Consider the following 15,721-nt stretch of genomic DNA (forward strand, 5'->3'; position numbering starts at 1 on the left):
GGCACCCCCGCGGCCCCGCATCCAGCTCCCACCCCGTCCGATCGCTCCCCGCGGCTCAGCCACAAGCGCTGCCGCGGGGCGCGATCGCACGGCCCCGCCGACGGCGCCAGATCTCCGCTCCGCGACCACAGAACGCACGGCCCTCCCGATCGGGGAGCCGCTCCTCCACCACCACACCGCGGGCCAGCGACGTCCCGATCCGCTACGACTCTCGTGAGGACGGTCCCCATGGCTCCCGTTCAGCCCTCGCCCCGCGTCCCCGCCGTGCCGTTCCTCGGCACCCCGAGTGCCCAGGGGATGTACGACCCGGCGGCCGAGAAGGACGCCTGCGGTCTCGCCATGGTCGCCACCATGCGCGGGACGGCCGGGCACGACATCATCGACGCCGCGCTGAACGCGCTGCGCAACCTCGAGCACCGCGGCGCCGTCGGCTCGGACGCCGGCACCGGTGACGGCGCGGGGATCATCACCCAGATCCCCGACGACTTCCTGCGCGCCGTCGCGGCCGTCGAGCTGCCCCCCGTCGGGCAGTACGCGGTCGGCAACGCCTTCCTGCCCGTCGACGTCTTCGAGCGCGAGCGGGTCAAGTCGACCATCGCCGAGATGGCCCGCGAGGAGAACCTCACGGTCCTCGGCTGGCGCTCCATCCCGGTCCAGCCCGACGAGATCGGCACGCTCGCCCGCGCCGCGATGCCGGCGATCGAGCAGCTCTACGTCGCGAGCGAGCTGACCGACGCCGCCGGCGTGCCGCTGGCCGGGCTCCGCCTCGACCGCCTCACCTTCCGCCTGCGCAAGCGCGTCGAGCGCGAGCTCGAGGTGTACTTCATGTCGCTCTCGAGCCGCACGCTCGTCTACAAGGGCATGGTCACGACGCTCCAGCTCGAGCCGTTCTACCCCGACCTGTCCGACGAGCGCTTCACCTCGAAGCTCGCGCTGGTGCACTCGCGCTACTCGACCAACACCTTCCCGTCCTGGCCGCTCGCGCAGCCGTTCCGGATGATCGCGCACAACGGCGAGATCAACACGGTGCAGGGCAACCGCAACTGGATGCGCGCGCGCCAGTCGCAGCTGAAGAGCGCCGAGCTCGGCGACCTCTCGCCGCTGTTCCCGATCGTCTCGACCGGCCGCAGCGACTCGGCCTCGTTCGACGAGACCGTCGAGCTGCTCACGCTGGCCGGCCGCTCGCTGCCGCACGCGATCATGATGATGGTGCCGGAGGCGTGGGAGAACCAGGCCGCCGCGATCGACCAGAAGCGCCGCGCCTTCTACGAGTACCACTCGATGCTCATGGAGCCGTGGGACGGCCCGGCCGCGATCGTCTTCACCGACGGCGACCTCGTCGGCGCGACGCTGGACCGCAACGGCCTGCGCCCCGGCCGCTACGTCGTCACCGACGACGGCCTCGTCGTGCTCGCCAGCGAGATCGGCGTGCTCGACATCGACCCCGCGAAGATCGTCCGCAAGGGCCGGCTGCAGCCGGGCCGGATGTTCCTGGTCGACACCGAGCAGGGCCGCATCGTCGAGGACGAGGAGATCAAGGCGCAGCTCGCCGACTCCGGTCCCTTCGACGAGTGGCTCGACAAGGGCCGCATCAACCTCAAGGATCTGCCCGAGCGCGAGCACATCGTGCACACGCCCGCGTCGGTCAACCGCCGCCAGCGCACCTTCGGCTACACCGAGGAGGAGGTGCGGCTGCTGCTGCTGCCGATGGCGAAGGCCGGCGCCGAGCCGCTCGGCGCCATGGGCTCCGACACCCCGGTCGCGGTGCTCTCCAAGCGCCCGCGCCTGCTCTTCGACTACTTCACCCAGGCGTTCGCGCAGGTGACCAACCCGCCGCTCGACTCCATCCGCGAGGAGGTCGTCACCTCGCTGCGCCTCGGCCTCGGCCCGGAGCGCAACCTGCTCTCGGCCGGCGCCGAGCACGCCCGCCAGGTCGTCCTCGACTTCCCGGTGATCGACAACGACGAGCTGGCCAAGATCCAGCACATCGCGCCGCGCCCGCTCAGCCACATCACCACGACGATCCGCGGCCTCTACCGCGTCGACGCCGGCCCCCGCGCCATGCAGGACCGCCTCGACGCGATGTGCGCCGAGGCCGACGAGGCCATCGCCGCCGGAGCGCAGTTCCTCGTGCTCTCGGACCGCGACTCCACCAAGGACCTCGCGCCGATCCCCTCGCTGCTGATGCTCGCCGCCGTGCACCACCACCTGATCCGCACCGAGAACCGGATGCGCGTCGGGCTGGTCGTCGAGGCCGGCGACGTCCGCGAGGTGCACCACGTCGCGACGCTGATCGGCTACGGCGCCTCCGCGGTGAACCCGTACCTCGCGATGGAGACCTGCGAGCAGCTGGTGCGCAGCGGCATGATCTCGGACATCTCGCCCGAGAAGGCCGTCAAGAACGTGATCAAGGCGCTCGGCAAGGGCGTGCTCAAGATCATGTCCAAGATGGGCATCTCGACCGTGTCGAGCTACGCCGGCGCGCAGACCTTCGAGGCCGTCGGCCTCAGCCAGGTCTTCGTCGACCAGTACTTCACCGGCACCGCCTCCAAGCTCGGCGGCATCGGGATCGACGTCGTCGCCGAGGAGAACGCCGCACGCCACCGTGCCGCGTACCCCGAGGACGGCGCGGTCGTCGCGCACGAGCGCCTCGCGGTCGGCGGCGAGTACCAGTGGCGCCGCGACGGCGCGCCGCACCTCTTCAACCCGGACACCGTCTTCCGGCTGCAGCACTCCACCCGCAACCGCCGCTACGACGTCTTCCGCGAGTACACCAAGATGGTCGACGACCAGGCGCTCTCGCTGATGACCCTCCGCGGCATGTTCACCCTCGACACGGAGGGCCGCACGCCCGTCCCGATCGACGAGGTCGAGTCGGTCGAGTCGATCGTCAAGCGCTTCTCCACCGGGGCGATGAGCTACGGCTCCATCTCGCCGGAGGCGCACGAGACGCTCGCCATCGCGATGAACCGCCTCGGCGCCAAGTCGAACACCGGCGAGGGCGGCGAGGACACGGAGCGACTGCTCGACCCCGAGCGCCGCTCCGCGATCAAGCAGGTCGCCTCGGGCCGCTTCGGTGTCACGAGCATGTACCTGACCCACGCCGACGACATCCAGATCAAGCTCGCCCAGGGCGCCAAGCCCGGCGAGGGCGGCCAGCTGCCGCCGACCAAGGTCTACCCCTGGATCGCGCGCACCCGGCACGCGACCGCGGGCGTCGGCCTCATCTCGCCGCCGCCGCACCACGACATCTACTCGATCGAGGACCTCAAGCAGCTGATCTTCGACCTCAAGCGGGCGAATCCGAAGGCGCGCATCCACGCGAAGCTCGTCAGCCAGTCGGGCATCGGCGCGGTCGCGGCCGGCACGGCCAAGGCCCTCGCCGACGTCATCCTCGTCTCGGGCCACGACGGCGGCACCGGCGCGAGCCCCGTCAACTCGCTCAAGCACGCGGGCACCCCGTGGGAGCTCGGCCTCGCCGAGACCCAGCAGACGCTGATGCTCAACGGCATGCGCGACCGCGTCGTGGTGCAGGTCGACGGCCAGATGAAGACCGGCCGCGACGTCGTGATCGGGGCCCTGCTCGGCGCCGAGGAGTTCGGCTTCGCCACCGCCCCGCTGATCGTCGAGGGCTGCATCATGATGCGCGTCTGCCACCTCGACACCTGCCCGGTGGGCGTCGCGACGCAGAACCCCGAGTTGCGCAAGCGCTTCAACGGCAAGCCCGAGTTCGTCGTCAACTTCTTCGAGTTCATCGCCCAGGAGGTGCGCGAGTACCTCGCGCAGCTCGGCTTCCGCACGATCGACGAGATCGTCGGCCACCGCGAGCTGCTCGACGTCAACCGCGCCATCGAGCACTGGAAGGCGAGCGGGCTCGACCTGACGCCGATCCTGGTCGGCCCGGTCTTCCAGGCCGAGGAGCCGCGCCGCCACGGCCGCGCGCAGGAGCACGAGCTGGAGAAGCACTTCGACAACGAGCTGATCCGCCTCGCCGCGAACGTCCTCGACCACCGCGGCACCGTCGTGATCGACCGCGAGATCAAGAACACCGAGCGCGCGGTCGGCACGATGCTCGGCCACGAGGTGACCGTCCGCTACGGCGAGAACGGGCTGCCGGCCGACTCCATCACGGTGAACCTGCGCGGCTCGGCCGGGCAGTCGCTCGGCGCGTTCCTGCCCGCGGGCATCACGCTGCGCCTCGAGGGCGACTCGAACGACTACGTCGGCAAGGGCCTCTCCGGCGGCCAGATCGTGGTGCGGCCCGACCGCCGCAGCACCTTCGACGCGTCGGCGAACGTGATCGCAGGCAACGTGATCGGCTACGGCGCGACCCAGGGCACGATGTTCATCCGCGGGATGGTCGGCGAGCGCTTCCTGGTCCGCAACTCGGGTGCCACGGCGGTCGTCGAGGGCGTGGGCGACCACGCGCTCGAGTACATGACCGGCGGGCTCGCCGTCATCCTCGGCGCGACCGGCCGCAACCTCGGCGCAGGCATGTCCGGCGGCACCGCCTACATCCACGACCTGCGCCGCGAGCTGGTGAACCGCGACGCGATCGCCACCGGCGAGCTGACGCTCTCCGAGCTCGGCAGCGCCGACGTGGAGATCCTGCGCGACCTGCTCGAGCGGCACGTGGCCGAGACCGAGTCGACCCTGGCCCAGGGGATGCTCGACGATTTCGACGGAACCGTCTCGCGTTTCGTCAAGGTACTGCCCCGCGACTTCGCCGCGGTGCTCGCGACGCGAGCATCCGCCGTGGAGGAGGGGCTCGACCCCGACGGCGACGTCGTCTGGGGACGGATTCTGGAGGTGACCGGTGGCTGATCCCAAGGGATTCCTGAAGGTGCAGGACCGGGAGCTGCCCAAGCGGCGCCCGGTGTCCGTGCGGCTGATGGACTGGAAAGAGGTGTACGAGCAGGGCGACACCGCCGTGCTGCGCCGGCAGGCCGGCCGCTGCATGGACTGCGGCATCCCGTTCTGCCACAAGGGTTGCCCGCTCGGGAACCTGATCCCCGAGTGGAACGATTTGATGTGGCGCGGCGAGGGCCGCCAGGCGATCGAGCGCCTGCACGCGACCAACAACTTCCCGGAGTTCACCGGCCGCCTGTGCCCCGCGCCCTGCGAGTCGTCCTGCGTGCTCGGCATCAACCAGCCCGCGGTCACGATCAAGCAGATCGAGGTCTCGATCATCGATCAGGCCTTCGGCAACGACTGGGTGCAGCCGCACCCGCCCGAGCGCCTGACCGGCAAGACGGTCGCCGTCGTCGGTTCCGGCCCCGCCGGTCTCGCGGCCGCGCAGCAGCTCACCCGCGCCGGGCACACCGTCGCGGTCTACGAGCGCGACGACCGCATCGGCGGCCTCCTGCGCTACGGCATCCCCGACTTCAAGATGGAGAAGAAGCACCTCGAGCTGCGGCTGAACCAGATGAAGGCCGAGGGCACCCGCTTCCGGGCCGGCGTCGACATCGGCACGGACATCACCTGGGACGACCTGCGCGCGCGCTACGACGCCGTCGTGGTCGCCACCGGCGCGATGGTCCCGCGCGATCTGCCGATCCCCGGCCGCGACCTGGCCGGCGTGCACTTCGCGATGGAGTACCTGGTGCAGTCGAATCACGCCATCGCGGGCGACCGCGTCTTCGAGCAGATCTCGGCCGAGGGCAAGCACGTCGTCGTCCTCGGCGGCGGCGACACCGGAGCCGACTGCATCGGCACCGCGCACCGCCAGAAGGCCGCCTCGGTCACCAACCTCGCGATCGGCACCCAGCCGCCCTCGCAGCGTCCCGACAGCCAGCCCTGGCCGATGGACCCGACGGTCTTCGAGATCGCCAGTGCGCACGAGGAGGGCGGGGAGCGCGTGTTCCTCGCCTCGACCGTCGAGTTCCTCGCCAACGAGGTCGGCGAGGTCCGCGCGGTGCGCGTGGCCGAGACCGAGTACCTCGACGGCCGCCGCGTGCCCAAGGCGGGCACCGAGCGCGAGATCCCGGCCGACCTGGTCCTCCTGGCCCTTGGCTTCACCGGCCCGGAGTCGGAGCACCTCGCCGGCCAGCTCGAGGTCCCCTTCACGGACCGCGGCAACGTGGTCCGCGGCGACCGCTTCGAGACCAGCGTCCCGGGCGTCTTCGTCGCCGGGGACGCCGGCCGCGGCCAGTCGCTGATCGTCTGGGCGATCGCCGAGGGCCGCTCCGTCGCGGCCGAGATCGACCGCTACCTCGAAGGCACCACCCAGCTGCCCGCGCCCGTCGGGCCCAACGACCGGGGCTTCACGCTCTAGTCCCACGGACGCGATAGTCTTCGCGCGCCAGCTTCACAGCTCACCCTCCCCGCTAACGACGCGCCCCCGGGCGCAGAACAACGGAGCACCCCCTCAATGAGACGAGCGAAAATCGTCGCCACCCTCGGCCCGGCAACGTCGTCGTACGAGACCATTCGTGCGATCATCGACGCCGGCGTGGACGTGGCCCGCATGAACCTCAGCCACGGCAGCTACGACGTGCACGAGGGCATCTACCGCCTCGTGCGGAAGGCCGCCGAGGACTCCGGTCGCGCCGTCGCGATCATGGTCGACCTGCAGGGTCCCAAGATCCGCCTCGGCAAGTTCGAGGGCGGTCCGTACCCCCTCGCCGAGGGCGACGTCTTCACCATCACCACCGAGGACGTCCTCGGCACCAAGGAGCTCTCGGGCACCACGTTCAAGGGCCTGCCCGACGACGTGAACCCCGGTGACATGCTCCTGATCGACGACGGCAAGGTCGCGGTCCGCGTCACCGCCGTCGAGGGCCCCCGCGTCATCACCGAGTGCGTCGTCCCCGGCAACATCTCGAACAACAAGGGCATCAACCTGCCCGGCGTCGCGGTCAACGTGCCCGCGCTGTCGCAGAAGGACGAGGACGACCTCCGCTGGGCGATCCGCCTCGGCGCGGACATCATCGCGCTCTCCTTCGTGCGCAACGCCAGCGACATCGTCCGCGTGCACGAGATCATGGCGGAGGAGGGCCGCAAGGCTCCCGTCATCGCCAAGATCGAGAAGCCGCAGGCCGTCGACAACCTGCAGGAGATCATCGACGTCTTCGACGGCATCATGGTCGCCCGCGGCGACCTCGGCGTCGAGCTGCCCCTCGAGGCCGTGCCGATCGTGCAGAAGCACGCCGTCGAGCTCGCCCGCCGCTGGGCCAAGCCCGTCATCGTCGCGACCCAGATGCTCGAGTCGATGATCGAGAGCCCGCGTCCCACCCGCGCCGAGGCCTCCGACGTCGCGAACGCCATCCTCGACGGAGCCGACGCGGTCATGCTCTCCGGCGAGACCAGCGTCGGCGCCTGGCCGGTCGTCACCGTCCAGACCATGGCGCGCATCGTTGAGTCGACCGAGGAGCACGGCCTCGAGCGGATCCCCCCGCTCGGCAGCAAGCCGCGCACCCAGGGCGGCTCCGTCACCCTCGCCGCCGCCGAGGTCGCCGAGTTCGTCGAGGCCAAGTTCCTCTGCGTCTTCACCGAGTCCGGCGACTCCGTCCGCCGCATGACCCGCCTGCGCCACGGCATCCCGATCATCGGCTTCACCCCCGAGCCCTCGGTCCGCCGCCGCATGGCGCTCAACTGGGGCGTCCAGTCCTACGTCACGCCCCGCGTGAACCACACGGACGCGATGTTCGCCCAGGTCGACGCCGTCCTCCTCCGCGAGAACCTCGCGAAGGCCGGCGACACCGTCGTCGTCGTCTCCGGGTCGCCCCCCGGACGCGCCGGCACCACCAACGACATGCGCGTGCACGTCGTCGGCTCCTCCAGCTCCTCGGAGCCGGTGGAGAACTGGGACCACTGAGTCTCTGCAGAAGGGCCCGGTCGCTTGCGCGGCCGGGCCCTTCTGCGACGGACTCCTCGTTCCTCGTCGTCCGTCGGCGGTCGGCTTCGCGACGGGGTGCGCTGGTGGGAGCCGGTCGCGTTCCGGGTACGACGATCCGCTGGCACGCGGATCGCCGGTGACCCTGCGGAGCGGCGGCTGGTCTGCAGGGGTGGCGGCCCTTCGGGCGCCACGCTCCCGGACTCGCGGCGCCGCTCCCGCTCCCGCTGATCGAGAAGCCGCGCAGCGGCCCCAGCATGCTGGTCGAGTAGCCGCGCAGCGGCGTATCGAGACCCACGTTTGTCAGTGCATCGGGTGCAAGGGCCGCGGCCCCTTCGGGGCGCGAGCCGCTCCTCGCCGCACGAGCAAGCCGCCGACGCTGGCTGCGCGTGCACAGCGGCCCCTTCAGAGGGCCGCGCCTCCCATGCTGGTCGAGTAGCCGCGCAGCGGCGTATCGAGACCCGGCGTCGTCAGCAGGGCGGGTCTGCAGACTCGTGTTCAGGCGTGGTGGATCTCGATACGTCCGCTGCGCGGGCTACTCGATCAGCATGCACGCGCCCGCGGTCGCGGTGCCGTGGGGGACGTCGCCGCCGGTCCGGGGGTGGCTGCGGGCCGCGCTAGCGTGGAGGCATGCGACTCGGCGTGCTCGACATCGGCTCCAACACGGTCCATCTGCTGCTCGTCGACGCGCACCCGGGGGCTCGGCCCGTGCCGTACCGGTCGCACAAGCGCAGCCTCGCGCTCGTCGCCTACCTCGACGCCGCGGGGGACATCACCGAGGAGGGGCAGCGCGAGCTGATCTCCTTCGTCGCGGAGGCGCACGAGGTCGCCCGCCGCCACCGCGCGGAGGACCTGCTCGCCTTCGCCACTTCCGCGATCCGCGAGGCCGGCAACGGCGCCGCGGTGCTCGAGCGCGTCCGCACCGAGACCGGCGTGCACCTGCAGGAGCTCGGCGGCGAGGCCGAGGCCTCCGCGACCTTCCTCGCCGTCCGCCGCTGGTTCGGCTGGGGCGCCGGCTCGATCCTCGATCTCGACATCGGCGGCGGCTCCTTCGAGCTGTCGATGGGCGTCGACGAGGTGCCCGAGCTCGCCGTCTCGGTGCCGCTCGGTGCCGGCCGCGTGACTCGCGACCTCCTGAACGGCGATCCCGCTTCCGCGACGAGCGTCAAGGCCGCCCGCCGGCACGCCCGCGAGGTGCTCGCCGAGCCCGTCCGCGCCTTCCTCGCCCTCGGCACCCCCGATCTCGTGGCGGGCACCTCGAAGACCTTCCGCTCCCTGGCTCGGATCGCCGGGGCCGCTCCGAGCGCCGCCGGCCCGCTCGCCCGCCGCGAGCTGCACCTGGTCGACCTCCGGCTCTGGTCCTCCCGCCTCGCCGCGATCAGCGCGGCCGACCGCTCGGCACTCCCCGGCGTCTCCACCCTCCGCGCCCCGCAGCTGCTGGCCGGTGCGCTCGTCGCCGAGGCGGCCATGGAGGCGCTGCACGTCGAGACGCTCGTGATCTGCCCGTGGGCGACCCGCGAGGGCCTGATCATCCGCCGCTTCGAGCTCCTCGACGCGCAGCTGCAGCGCGACGAGCCTCAGCTGAGCGTGATGCTGTAGGAGAAGGCGCGCTGCTCGCCCGGCGCGAGCACGAACTGCCGCGGCTTGTCGACGATGTCGCCGTCCCACCCCTCCGGCGTCGGCACGCTCCGCCACGGCTCGATGCAGACGAACGGCGCGCCGACCGGCTTCCAGACGCCGACGACGTCGAAGTCGCCGGTATCGACCGCGATCGAGCGCGCACCCTCGGCCTCGAGGGTCAGCGTGCGGCGACGCGGCTCGTCGAAGATCAGCACGCCCTCCTCGAAGTGCGCGTCGTCGACCGTGAGCACGCCGTCCTCGAGCGGCGCCGGGTGGCGCTCGGCGACGAGCAGGTTCTCGGGCGCCCGGCGGAAGCCCTCCGGCTCGGGCTGCGCGAAGCGGATCCGGTGCTCGCCGGTCGCCCCGGGCAGCGGCAGCGCGAACGCCGGGTGGTTGCCGACCGAGGCGCCGAGCGGCTCCGTGCCGCGGTTCTCGACGGTCTGCGTGATCCGCAGCGTCGCGCCGGTCACCGCGTAGGCGATCAGCAGCGACCAGTCGAAGGGGAAGACCGCGCAGGTGGCGGCGTCGCTGCGCAGCCGGAAGACGGCCTCGTCGCCGCCGACGCCGGCCAGCTCGAAGACGCGGTCGCGCGCGAAGCCGTGCTGGCCCATCGCGTAGTCCCGGCCGTCGTGGTGCAGGGTGTCGCCCGGCAGCCGTCCGATGATCGGGAAGAGCACGGGAGCGTGCCGACGCCATTCGGGGCCGGCCTGCCAGAGGTACTCGCGGTTCTCGCCGTCGCGGAGGGAGGTCATCTCGGCGCCCGCGGTCGTGAGCGCCACGCGGAGCTCGTCGCTGCCGATCGCGAGGACGGTGGGGTCGGGGGAGTCGTTGCTGCTCATCCTCCGATTCTGCCGCTGCGACGGGTCGGCGCGCAGACCGGTGCCGCCTCGGCGCGGGAGCGGTGTCGGAGCGGCGTGACAGCATGGGGCGATGCCTCCCGAGAAGCCCGCCGCCTCCTGGCGCGCCCGCGTGGGCGAGCTCAGCGGCGGCGACCCCGTCGAGGCGGCTCCGGTGCTCACCCCGATCGGTCTGCAGTTCGAGCTGCGCCGCCTCGTCCGGCGCGCCGACGACCCGTGGCGCGCCCCGGCGAGCGAGCGCGTCACCGCCGCGACGTACGACCCCGCCGAGCGCGAGGAGCACCGCCTCGCGACCCGCCCGGTCGTGCCCGGTCGCGGCGGAGCCTGGAACCGCTCGACGCTGACCTGGAAGTCGCTGAACTTCCAGACCCACCGGCTCTCGCTCGACCCCGCGCACCAGCGCTGGTTCGCCGAGTTCGCGGCCCTGCACCGGGCCACCCGGACCGTGCACCTCGGCCAGGACCCGGACTGGATCCACCTCGACGACTACGAGAGCCCGCTGCTCTGGCGCCTGCTCGAGCAGGCCGAGGGCCTGCGCATCCCGCTGCTCACCACCGGCACGGGTGCTCTCGCGCGCTCCGCCTCGGCGCACGTCGCCCTGGTCGCGTCCGATCAGGCGGGCGCCCTGGAGCTCACCCCCGTCCTCCGGCTCGACGCCGGCGAGCGCCCGATCGAGGCCGCCAGGCCCATCGCCCGGCACGGTGTCTACCTGGTGGAGTCCGGTGACCCGACCGCGCTGCTGCTCGCGCCCACGCCGCAGCCGCTCGACGACGAGGAGCTGCGGCTGCTCCGCCATCCCGAGCCGACCAGCGTCCCGGCGGAGGACGTCGCCGAGTTCCTGGAGGAGCACCTGCCGACCCTGCGTGGCCGCGTCGCCGTGCGCGGCGCGGACGCGGGCGTGGAGCTCGACGAGCCCGAGCCGCCCCGGCTCGTCTGCACCGTCTCCTTCGAGCCGCGCCGCGTCGTCCGTATCTCCTGGCACTGGCGGCGGAGCGCGGACCGGGCCCGCGAGCTCGACGGCGCGAGCGACGACGTGATCGAGACCGCCATCCTCCGGCGCGCCCGCACCGTCCTGGCAGCGGCGCAGTCCGACGTCGTCCCGGACATCGACCGGCCGGCCGTCCTGCGCGGCGCGGCGGCGGCGGTCTTCGTGGTCGAGCAGCTGCCCCTCCTGGAGGAGGTCGGCGGCGTGCGGATCGAGCGCGAGGGCAAGCAGCCCGATTACCGCCTCCTCAACGGACCGCTGACCCTCACCCTCACCGCCGTCGACACCGAGAGCGCGGACTGGTTCGACCTCGGCGTCGTCGTCACGATCGGCGACGCGAGCGTGCCGTTCGGCCCGCTGTTCCGAGCGCTCGCGAGCGGCGGCGACCGGATCCGGCTCGTCGACCACTCCTACCTCTCGCTCGCGCATCCGGGACTCGACCGGCTCCGCGAGCTGCTGCACCGCGCCGACGAGCTGGAGGAGTGGGAGACCGGCCCGCGGATCGGCCGGCACCAGACCGCGCTCTGGGACGACCTGGACGAGCTCGCCGACGCGAGCGTCGCCTCCGACGCCTGGAAGGACGTGCTCGCGAACGCACTGGCGGCCGGTGCGCCGGTCGACGTCGAGCCGCCGACCGGCCTCACCGGCGAGCTGCGCTCGTACCAGCGCGAGGGCTACTCCTGGCTCGTGCACCGCCGCCGGCACGGCCTGGGCGGGATCCTCGCCGACGACATGGGGCTGGGCAAGACGCTGCAGACCCTCGCGATGATGCTTCAGGCCGTCGAGGAGGCGCGCGCCGGCGGAGTCCGGGCCGCGCCGTTCCTCGTGGTCGCGCCGACCTCGGTGCTGCCCGGCTGGCTCTCGGAGGCCGCGCGCTTCGCCCCGTCGCTCCGGGTCGCGGCGGTCACCAGCTCGCGGGAGGGACGCGGCGAGTCGCTCGCCGCACTGCCGGCCGACGTGGACGTCGTGGTTACCAGCTACGCCGTGCTCCGCCTGGCCGGTGAGCAGTGGGCCGAGCGGAAGTGGTCGGCCCTCGTGCTCGACGAGGCGCAGTTCGTGAAGAACCCGTCCTCGCAGGCGCACAAGGCGGCCCGGAGCGTCGGCGCGCCGATCACACTCGCGCTCACCGGCACGCCGCTCGAGAACTCGCTCGACGAGCTGTGGGCGGTGCTCGCGCTGACCGCGCCCGGGCTCCTGCCGTCGCTGCGGCGCTTCCGCGAGGAGTTCACCCGCCCGATCCTGCACGCGGACGAGCCGGTCGGCATCGCCTCGCCGGACCTGTCGGCGGGGCGCACGGTCTCGCACTCCGAGGGAGCGCGGCGGCGCCTCGACCGGCTGCGACGCCGGATCCGCCCGTTCCTGCTGCGCCGCACGAAGGAGGCGGTGGCGCCCGAGCTGCCAGAGAAGCAGGAGCAGACCCTCGAGGTCACCCTCGCCCCGAGTCACCGCGTGCTCTACGACGGCTACCTGCAGCGCGAGCGGCGGAAGCTCCTCGGGCTCGTCGACGACCTCGACCGCCAGCGCTTCACCGTGTTCCGCTCGCTCACGCTGCTCCGCCTGCTCGCCCTCGACGCGTCCCTGGTCGATCCCGCGTACCGGCACGTGCCCTCCGCCAAGCTCGACGCGCTGCTCGAGCAGCTCGACGACGTCCTGGCCGAGGGGCGCCGGGCGCTCGTCTTCAGCACCTTCACCTCGTACCTCGAGCGGGCGGCCGAGCGGCTGCGCCGGCGGGGGATCCCGTTCGTGCAGCTCGACGGCTCCACTCGGGACAGGGGTGCGGTGATCGACGAGTTCCGCTCCGGGGCCGCGCCGGTCTTCCTGATCAGCCTGAAGGCGGGCGGCACGGGGCTCACGCTGACCGAGGCCGACCACGTCTTCATCCTCGACCCCTGGTGGAACCCGGCGGCCGAGGCGCAGGCGGTCGACCGCGCGCACCGCATCGGCCAGGAGCGCCGGGTCAACGTCTACCGGCTGGTGGCGAAGGACACGATCGAGGAGAAGATCGTCCGGCTGAAGGAGCGCAAGGCGCGGCTGAGCACCGCCGTGCTCGACGAGGGCGAGCTGTTCGCGCAGGCGCTGACCGCGGACGATCTGCGCGAGCTGCTGGGGGAGTGAGCGCCGTGGTGGGTCGCCCGCGGTGTGACCCATGGAAGGGTGACGCGACAACCAGCCGCACCCCAGGATCCGAGCGCAGACTGACCCGATGAGCCGACGCCGTCCCCGCCCCCGCCCCGACTGGGTCGCCGCCCTCGAGACGGGGGACGACGCGGGACTCTTCGGCCCCGGCAGCGCCGTCTGGGCCGTCAACGGCGCGATGCCGACGATGGTCGCCGGCGTCCGCGCGCTGCTGATGCAGACGCTGCACGCGGGCGCGATGGCCGGCGTGCACGACCACTCCCGCTACCGCGAGGACCCGATGGGCCGCCTCGACAACACCGTGCGCTGGGTGCTCACCACGAGCTTCGGCGACACCGCCACCGCCTCCGGGGCCGCCCGCTGGGTGACCGGAGTGCACGAGCGGATCGTCGGCACCTACCAGGACGCGGCCGACGTCGAGCGGCACTACTCGGCACAGGACCCGCGGCTGCTGCTCTGGGTGCACGACGCCTTCACCGACGCGTTCCTCGGCGCGCACGAGCTGTGGGGCGGCCCGATCCCGGGCGGCGCCGACGCCTACGTCCGCGAGTGGGCCGCGTCGGGCCGCCTGCTCGGGGTCGAGAACCCGCCCGAGAGCGTCGCCGAGCTGCGCGAGCAGCTGGCCGGGTTCGCGGGCGAGCTGCGTCCCGACGAGCGCGTGCACGAGGCGGTCGAGTTCCTCCGGACGGTGAAGCTGCCCGGCGAGGCCGGCGTGATCTACCCGCTGCTCTTCGCCGGCGCCACCGCCTCGCTGTCGCCCGAGGTGCGCCGCCTCCTCGGCCTCCGCCGCCCGTGGTGGCCCGCGATCACCGCGACCCGCCTGCTGATGCGCTCCCTCGAGCTGTACCTCGGCCACGTCTCGCCCAGCGAGCGCGCCGCGCGCACCCGCCTCGGCCGCCTCGCCGCGACGCGCACCGCCGCGGGCTGATCTCGGCGGCCCTCCGCGCCGGTCGCTCCACCAGTTCGCCGGGCTTTCCGAACACCTGTCCGGGAAGTGGTAGACTGCCGGAGATGTCTTCCGCTCGAGCCGCCTCTCCGCACGGAGCGGAGGCGCCCTCCGGGCCCGCGTCGGGCGACCCGCGGGCGCGCCGCACCCGCCGCCGGGTGTTCGACGCCGTCGAGCGGCTCGTCATGCAGACCGACGGCGGTCGCGCCGAGGGCATCGCCGTCAGCGACATCGTCCGCGAGGCCGGCATCAGTCGCAGCTCGTTCTACTCGCACTTCGAGGACGCGGCGGCCGTCGCCTCCGCGCTGCTCCGCGAGGACCTCGTCGTGTCCGACGTCGCCGCGCCCGATCCGGCGGACCGCACCGGTGCCCGCGCGCTCCGGCGCGGCTACGTCCGCCTGGTCGATCGCCTCGTCGACCGGCACGCCTTCCACGCTCGCCTCCGCGCCCGCGCCTCGGCCCGCGTGGCCTCGGACGACGCCGTGCTCGACACCGTGCTCGCCCTGCACCGCCAGGTGCTCGCCCGCGTCGACGCGCCCGCCGGCACCGATCCCGAGCTGACGGCCACCTTCGCCGCCGGCGGCGTCCTCGCCGTGGTCGGCGCCTGGCTCGCGGGCGGCCTCGACGGCACGGACGAGGAGCTCGTCGAGCAGCTCGTCGCCCTCCTCCCGCCCTGGCTCGCCGACGCGCCGCTGCGGACTCCCGCTTCCTCCTCCCCACCACTACGCCCCACGATGAAAGGCACGACATGATGACATTCGAGGTCGGCGAGACCCTGGTCTACCCGCACCACGGAGCGGTGACGATCACCGGGCTCGAGAAGCGCTCGGTCAAGGGCGTCGAGAAGACGTTCATGACGATGAACGTGCACACCAGCGAGCTCACGATCACCCTGCCCGTCGAGAACGCCGAGCTCGTCGGCGTGCGCGAGATCATCGACGACGCCGGTGTGCAGGCCGTCTACGACGTGCTCCGCAGCGACGTGGCCGAGGAGGCCAGCAACTGGTCGCGCCGGTTCAAGGCCAACCAGGAGAAGATGGCCAGCGGCAGCGTCTACCGCGTCAGCGAGGTCGTCCGCGACCTGTGGCGCCGCGAGCAGGCCGGCGGAGTCTCGGCCGGCGAGAAGCGCATGCTGCTCAAGGCCCGCCAGATCCTGGTCTCGGAGCTCTCGCTCGCGCTGAAGGCCACCGACGAGGAGGCCTCCGCGAAGCTCGACGAGGTCCTCGCCTCGGCGATCTGAACCCTCTCGACGGCGCGTCCACCCTCCGGGGCGGGCGCGCCGTCGGCGTCTCCGGCGTCCTCGCCACGAGGGCGCCCGACCTAGGCTGGTGGAGTCGGGCTTG

At 72.6% G+C, this 15,721-nt stretch carries 9 protein-coding genes; 8 read left to right on the forward strand and 1 reads right to left on the reverse strand.

What is annotated here, in order from left to right; translation table 11 throughout:
- The first annotated feature begins 297 nt into the window (after positions 1-297).
- The 4 genes from gltB (at position 298) to HQQ86_RS18155 (ending at position 9,433) form a co-directional block, all read left to right on the forward strand.
- On the forward strand, positions 298-4,824 hold the full coding sequence (gene gltB / locus HQQ86_RS18140; RefSeq protein ID WP_254072255.1) for a glutamate synthase large subunit: 4,527 nt from the start codon (positions 298-300) through the stop codon (positions 4,822-4,824).
- Entirely contained in the window at positions 4,817-6,274 is a 1,458-nt protein-coding gene (locus HQQ86_RS18145; RefSeq protein ID WP_160089816.1) for a glutamate synthase subunit beta, read from the forward strand. Before gltB ends, HQQ86_RS18145 begins: the two co-directional genes overlap by 8 nt.
- Positions 6,275-6,370: 96 nt before the next feature.
- Positions 6,371-7,816, forward strand: coding sequence for a pyruvate kinase (gene pyk, locus HQQ86_RS18150; RefSeq protein ID WP_123446241.1), 1,446 nt, complete (start codon positions 6,371-6,373; stop codon positions 7,814-7,816).
- A gap of 648 nt (positions 7,817-8,464) precedes the next feature.
- Positions 8,465-9,433 (forward strand): Ppx/GppA phosphatase family protein, encoded by a 969-nt coding sequence (locus HQQ86_RS18155; protein ID WP_173289730.1) that lies wholly within the window; start codon positions 8,465-8,467, stop codon positions 9,431-9,433.
- On the opposite strand, the gene HQQ86_RS18160 is transcribed toward HQQ86_RS18155, so the two are convergent.
- Positions 9,412-10,293, reverse strand: coding sequence for an aldose 1-epimerase family protein (locus HQQ86_RS18160; RefSeq protein ID WP_173289732.1), 882 nt, complete (start codon positions 10,291-10,293; stop codon positions 9,412-9,414). The genes HQQ86_RS18155 and HQQ86_RS18160 overlap by 22 nt on opposite strands.
- Positions 10,294-10,384: 91 nt before the next feature.
- Here HQQ86_RS18160 and HQQ86_RS18165 point away from each other — a divergent pair, with 91 nt between their 5' ends.
- From HQQ86_RS18165 to HQQ86_RS18180, 4 genes are all read left to right on the forward strand, one after another.
- A complete protein-coding gene (locus HQQ86_RS18165; RefSeq protein ID WP_173289734.1) occupies positions 10,385-13,411 on the forward strand; it encodes a DEAD/DEAH box helicase in 3,027 nt (1,008 codons plus the stop codon).
- 88 nt (positions 13,412-13,499) lie between these two features.
- Positions 13,500-14,360 (forward strand): oxygenase MpaB family protein, encoded by an 861-nt coding sequence (locus HQQ86_RS18170; RefSeq protein WP_173289736.1) that lies wholly within the window; start codon positions 13,500-13,502, stop codon positions 14,358-14,360.
- A gap of 83 nt (positions 14,361-14,443) precedes the next feature.
- A complete protein-coding gene (locus HQQ86_RS18175) occupies positions 14,444-15,130 on the forward strand; it encodes a TetR/AcrR family transcriptional regulator (protein ID WP_173289738.1) in 687 nt (228 codons plus the stop codon).
- Positions 15,130-15,618 carry a CarD family transcriptional regulator gene (locus tag HQQ86_RS18180; protein ID WP_123446565.1) on the forward strand — a complete coding sequence of 163 codons (489 nt, stop codon included), beginning with the start codon at positions 15,130-15,132 and terminating at the stop codon, positions 15,616-15,618. The genes HQQ86_RS18175 and HQQ86_RS18180 overlap by 1 nt, the downstream gene beginning before the upstream one ends.
- The last annotated feature ends 103 nt before the right edge of the window (positions 15,619-15,721 follow it).

Source organism: Rathayibacter sp. VKM Ac-2857, from assembly GCF_013205025.1.
Taxonomy (GTDB): Bacteria; Actinomycetota; Actinomycetes; order Actinomycetales; family Microbacteriaceae; genus Rathayibacter.

Coding starts and splice junctions, on each gene's coding strand:
- HQQ86_RS18180 (WP_123446565.1), top strand. CDS start 15,130: ATGACATTCGAGGTCGGCGAGACCCTGGTCTACCCGCACCACGGAGCG.
- pyk (WP_123446241.1), top strand. CDS start 6,371: ATGAGACGAGCGAAAATCGTCGCCACCCTCGGCCCGGCAACGTCGTCG.
- HQQ86_RS18165 (WP_173289734.1), top strand. CDS start 10,385: ATGCCTCCCGAGAAGCCCGCCGCCTCCTGGCGCGCCCGCGTGGGCGAG.
- HQQ86_RS18155 (WP_173289730.1), top strand. CDS start 8,465: ATGCGACTCGGCGTGCTCGACATCGGCTCCAACACGGTCCATCTGCTG.
- gltB (WP_254072255.1), top strand. CDS start 298: ATGTACGACCCGGCGGCCGAGAAGGACGCCTGCGGTCTCGCCATGGTC.
- HQQ86_RS18175 (WP_173289738.1), top strand. CDS start 14,444: ATGTCTTCCGCTCGAGCCGCCTCTCCGCACGGAGCGGAGGCGCCCTCC.
- HQQ86_RS18160 (WP_173289732.1), bottom strand. CDS start 10,293: ATGAGCAGCAACGACTCCCCCGACCCCACCGTCCTCGCGATCGGCAGC.
- HQQ86_RS18170 (WP_173289736.1), top strand. CDS start 13,500: ATGAGCCGACGCCGTCCCCGCCCCCGCCCCGACTGGGTCGCCGCCCTC.